The sequence below is a fragment of the bacterium genome, from assembly GCA_026398675.1.
In the GTDB taxonomy this organism is placed as follows: Bacteria; RBG-13-66-14; RBG-13-66-14; order RBG-13-66-14; family RBG-13-66-14; genus RBG-13-66-14.
Map to the genome: position 1 here is coordinate 1 of JAPLSK010000342.1, position 5224 is coordinate 5224.

The window sequence follows — 5224 nt, forward strand, 5'->3', positions numbered from 1 at the left end:
CCACCGCCAGCATCACCAGCCCGTCGGCCAGGGCGGTCACCAGCGCCCCCAGGGCGATGCCGCCCAGGCAGATGTAAAGCGTGCGCCGGGGCCCGATGCCGTCCACCAGGAACCCCGCCGGCAGCGCCCCCAGCCCGAAGCCCAGGTACGAGAGGTTCGCCAACAGGCCGTACTCGAAGGTGCCGAGGTGAAACTGGGATTTGAGCAGCACCGCCGCGGCCGGAAGCGCCAGCATCGCCGCGTGCGACACCCAGTGCCCCGCGGCGGTGAGCGTGATGACCCGGCGTTCGGTGAGGTTGAGCATGGTTTCCCGGGGGCGCATGACGGGTGAGGTATAGCAGTAAAATCGGCCGGGGTCAACGGGGCGGCGGTTGTAAACCGGGAGTCGGTGTGGTAGCATCGCCGGGCGGGGCCGCTCTTTTTTTGACATGAAGCGCCCGCAATTCGAGGTGACGAGTTGGCCGACGATACCCTGGACCAGATCCGCCACCGGCGGGAGAAGAGGCGGCGCTTCGAGGAGGCCGGCCTGCCGCCGTACCCCGCGCGCTCCCACCGCGACCGGACCGTGGCGGAGTTTTTGGGGGATTTCGCGGACGCGGAAAAATCCGGGGCCGCCATCGCCCTCGCCGGCCGTCTCACCGCCCTGCGGGGCCACGGCAAGGCGACCTTCGCCGATCTCGCCGATTCCTCGGGCCGCGTCCAGCTCTACTTCAAGCGGGACACGCTGGGGGAAGAGCCCTACGGGCTGGTCGAGAGCCTGGACCTGGGCGATTTCATCGGCGTCCGGGGCCGGGCCATGACCACCCGCACCGGCGAGCCCACCGTGGCCGTGACCGAATGGACGCTCCTGGTCAAGAGCCTGCGCCCCACGCCCGTGGTCAAAGAGACCCAGGACGAGGAGGGGAAGGCCGTCCGTCACGACGCCCTGGCCGACGTGGAGACCCGCTACCGGCAGCGGTACCTCGACCTCCTTTTAAACCCCGAGAGCCGGGAGCGGTTCCTGGCGCGCACGCGGCTGACGGCGCTCGTCCGGCGCTTCCTCGACGAGCGCGGCTTCACCGAGGTCGAGACGCCGGTGCTCCAACCCATCTACGGCGGGGCGGCGGCGGAGCCCTTCACCACACACCACAACACGCTCGACATCCCGCTCTTCCTGCGCATCGCCGACGAGCTGTACTTGAAGCGGCTCATCGTCGGCGGCCTCGAGCGCGTGTACGAGATCGGCAAGGACTTCCGCAACGAGGGGATGGACCGCACCCACAACCCCGAGTTCACCCAGTGCGAGCTGTACCAGGCCTTCAGCGATTACAACGACATGATGGCGCTCTTCGAGGAGCTCTTAAAATTTCTGGCGGTGGAGCTTACCGGCGGAACGCGGGTCGTGTACCAGGGGCGCGAGGTGGACCTGGGTAAAAATTTCCGGCGGCTGCCGGTTTTGGAGGCGATAAAAGAGCGGACGGGGGTGGATTTAGGTCTGGCGCCGGGGCGGGAGCTCGACCGCGGCGCGGCGTTGGATCTGGCGAAAAAGCACGGCCTGGAGTACCCCGACCACGCCCCCACGGGTAAGATAATAATGGGGGTCTTCGACGCCGTGGCCGATCCGATGGGGGTCTTCGACGCCGTGGCCGAGCCGCTCCTGCAGGACCCGGTCTTCGTCCTGGACTACCCGGCCGAGGTGAGCCCCCTGGCCAAGACCAAGCCCGAGGACCCCCGGCTGGCCGAGCGCTTCGAGCCCCACGTCGCGGGCATCGAGCTGGGCAACGCCTTCAGCGAGCAGAACGACCCCGATATTCAGCGGGCCGTGCTCGAGGCCCAGGCCGCCCAGCGCGCCCTGGGCGACGCGGAGGCGAGCCAGGTGGACGAGGATTTCCTGCGCGCCCTAGAATACGGCATGCCGCCCACCGGCGGCCTCGGCATCGGCCTGGACCGCCTGGTCATGCTCTTCACCGACGCCCCGAGCATCCAGGACGTGATACTTTTTCCGCAAATGAGACCGAAATAAAAAAACAAAGGAAACGTGCGATGGAATGGAAAAACACGCTCTATTACGGCGACAACCTGGATGTTCTTAAGCGGTATGTTGCCGATGAGTCGGTAGATGTAATCTACTTGGACCCGCCGTTCAACAGCAACGCGACTTACCACATCCTGTTCGACGAGCGCAACGGCAGCCAGGCCGCCGCGCAGATAAAGGCGTTCGAGGATACTTGGCGATGGGATCAGGCGGCGGCCCGGGCTTATCAGGAGACCGTCGAGGCCGGCGGGCAGGTGTCGCGGGCGATGCAGGCGTTTCGGCAATTCCTTGGTGACAGCAACATGCTGGCCTACATGGCCATGATTGCACCGCGCCTGGTGGAGCTGCGCCGGGTCTTGAAGCCGACCGGAAGCCTCTACCTTCATTGCGACCCGTGCGCTGGAGCGTACCTGCGGATTCTCATGGATGCCGTCTTCGGATACGGCAATTTCCGAAACGAAATCATCTGGTACTACTACAACAAGATTCATGACAGGCGGAAGAAGCTCTTCCCGAAGGCAAACGACATCGTGCTTTTCTACGTCAAGGACGTGGACAGTGACTTCACCTTCACCCAGTTGAAAGAGATGCGGGATACCCCAGTCCGCCAACTGGCGCGAAAGAAGGTTGACGGCCGCATGGTGAACGTCAAGGGTCCAGACGGGAAGTGCGTCTACCGTGTGAAAGAGGACAGGACCTTGGATAACGTTTGGCGTATCCCCTGCCTTCAGCCTGCATCACGCGAAATGCTGGGCTACCCCACGCAGAAGCCCGAAGCCTTATTGGAGCGCATTATCGAGGCCAGCAGCAACGAGGGTGACGTTGTGCTGGACCCCTTTTGCGGCTGTGGGACTACCGTCGCCGTGGCCGAGCGCCTCAATCGCCGCTGGATAGGCATAGACATCACCCACCTGGCCATCACGCTCATACGACACCGGCTCGGCGAGCAGGCGGCCTACGAGGTCGTCGGCGAACCGACCTCACTCCCCGACGCCGAAACGCTGGCCGCCGAGGATCCGTACCAGTTCCAGTGGTGGGCGCTTGGCCTTGTCGGCGCGCGCCCGGTGGAGCAGAAGAAGGGCGCGGACAAGGGGATTGACGGGCGGCTCTACTTCCACGACGAGGGTGAGCGCGGCAAGACGAAGCAGGTTATCCTTTCCGTCAAAGCGGGACATACCAACGTGGCGCACATCCGCGACCTGCGCGGTGTGGTGGACCACGAGAAGGCCGAAATCGGCGTGCTGATTACGATGCAGGAGCCGACGGGGCCGATGCGTGCAGAGGCGGCCACGGGCGGGTTCTACACTTCGCCGGGATGGGGGCGCGACTATCCGAAGTTGCAAATCCTTACCGTGGCGGAACTGCTCGAAGGTAAGGGTATCGACATGCCACCCATCCGTCAGGTGAATAAGACCTTCAAGAAGGCACCCCGAGCCAAAGGTAAAAAAGTGGAAAACGAGTCTTTACCGTTCGATGAATAAGGGCGTATAAGCTCGTATCGGAACCTATTTGAGAGTACCTGGGTCCAGGGCTGGCCCCGGTTCCCGAAGATGAGACCGAAGGCGGATTGACGGTGGGCGAGGATACCTTTGTCCCGGCGAGGGAAAGGCAGCGGCAGTGGGCGGTAATGCTCCGCGAGAAGCTGCTCGCGGCCCTGCCGCGCCTTTTAGCCCGGCGGCCCGAGCTGGTGGTCCTCTTCGGCAGCGTCGCTCGCGGGCGGGCCTTCGACGACTCGGACATAGACCTCCTGGTGGTGATGGAGATGGAGGGGAACCCGCCGGAGCGGTCCCTCGCGGTCTGGAATATCCTCGACGTCCACGAGGTGGTGAACGCTTTCGTGCTCACACCGGAGGAGTTCGCCCGAGCGCGGGAGGAGAGCCCCCTGGTGCGGAACGCCCTGGAGGAGGGGGAGGTGCTGTACGATGCGCGAGATGCCTGAAGATAAAGCGAAGGGCTGGCTTCGAGAGGCGGAAACGCAGTTTAAAGCCGCCGCCGCGTTGAAAAAAGGGAGCTTCCACTCCATGGCGTGTTTTCTGGGCCAGCAGGCGGTCGAGCTGGCGCTCAAAGCATACCTCCTCCACGAGGGCGAGGACCTGGTCAAGATACATTCCCTGGTGGAGCTGTTGGACATGTGCAAGCGATACGAAGAGGGCTTTTCCCGTTTCGACGATGCCGCCCGGGACCTTGAGCATTACTACATCTTCGCCCGTTATCCCAACGGCCTGGGCACCGGCGCGCCCAGCGACCACTTCAACGAGCGCCAGTCCCGCGAGGCCCTCGCGGCGGCCGACGAGGTGCTCGGCTTCGTCAAGGAACGAATTTAAGCCATGGTTCCCGAGGTGGAAGGCCTGCCCCCGCTGTTGACCGTCGCCCTGGTTCTGGGCGTCGTGGCCGCTTTCATCGGCCTGGTGCTCCGTGATGGAGGGGTTGCAGGAGAACGTGCGCTCGCGGATTCTGGCCAACAACGCCCACGTCATGGTGGTGGACTACCTGCGGCGTCCCATCGCGGACTGGCGCCCGCTCCTGGAGGAAATCAAGGGCACCCCCGGGGTGGTGGCCGCCTCGCCCGCCGTGTACATGGAGGGGATGCTGGTCAACCGCTCCAACACCGTCGGCGCCGTCTTCCGCGGCATAGACCCCGACTCCGAAGCCGAAATCACCAGCCTCCCCGATATGATCATCGAGGGCGACTTCACCTTCCGGCCCAAGGACTACACCGGCGTCGTGCGCGACGGCGAGGGGCCGAGTCCTCGCTTAGACGACGCGGATACGGTCCACGGGGTGGTGCTGGGCAAGGAGCTGGCCTACGAGCTGGCCGCCGTGGTGGGCGACGAGGTCGTCCTGGTGATGCCCACCGGCGAGTGGGACCCCCTGACCCCCATCCCGCCCAAGATGAAGAAGCTGCAGATAACCGGCATCGTCTCCACGGGGATGTACGAGTACGACGCCCAGCTCGCCTACATAGACATCGAGCTGGCGCAGGAGTTCATGAACATCGGGGACAAAGTGACGGTTATCGAGGCGCTGGTGGAGGACCCCTTCGCCGCGGCGGAGGTGGCGGACGCGCTCAACGAGAAGCTGGGCGGCATGTACCACGCCCGGGACTGGTCGGCGATGAACGAGCGCCTCTTCGCCGCCCTGCAGATGGAGAAGTTCGCCATGTTCCTGGTGGTCATCATCGTGGTCCTGGTGGCGGCCTTCAACGTGGTG

The 5224-nt window shown here is 64.5% G+C and carries 6 protein-coding genes; 5 read left to right on the top strand and 1 reads right to left on the bottom strand.

Going from position 1 to position 5224, the window contains the following annotated elements:
* Positions 1-304, bottom strand: a 304-nt coding sequence (locus NTW26_10145; GenBank protein MCX7022610.1) for an MFS transporter, incomplete at its 3' end; no start/stop codon positions are given.
* Between the two features lie 153 nt (positions 305-457).
* On the opposite strand from NTW26_10145, the gene lysS reads away from it, so the two are divergent.
* The 5 genes from lysS to NTW26_10170 form a co-directional block, all read left to right on the top strand.
* Positions 458-2002 (top strand): lysine--tRNA ligase, encoded by a 1545-nt coding sequence (lysS, locus tag NTW26_10150; GenBank protein MCX7022611.1) that lies wholly within the window; start codon positions 458-460, stop codon positions 2000-2002.
* A 20-nt stretch (positions 2003-2022) separates the two neighbouring features.
* Entirely contained in the window at positions 2023-3495 is a 1473-nt protein-coding gene (locus NTW26_10155; protein ID MCX7022612.1) for a DNA methyltransferase, read from the top strand.
* Between the two features lie 92 nt (positions 3496-3587).
* On the top strand, positions 3588-3953 hold the full coding sequence (locus NTW26_10160) for a nucleotidyltransferase domain-containing protein (GenBank protein ID MCX7022613.1): 366 nt from the start codon (positions 3588-3590) through the stop codon (positions 3951-3953).
* Positions 3946-4338: a HEPN domain-containing protein gene (locus NTW26_10165; protein ID MCX7022614.1), complete on the top strand. Its 393-nt coding sequence runs from the start codon at positions 3946-3948 to the stop codon at positions 4336-4338. Before NTW26_10160 ends, NTW26_10165 begins: the two co-directional genes overlap by 8 nt.
* 94 nt (positions 4339-4432) lie before the next feature.
* On the top strand, positions 4433-5224 hold a 792-nt coding region (locus NTW26_10170; GenBank protein MCX7022615.1), incomplete at its 3' end, for an ABC transporter permease.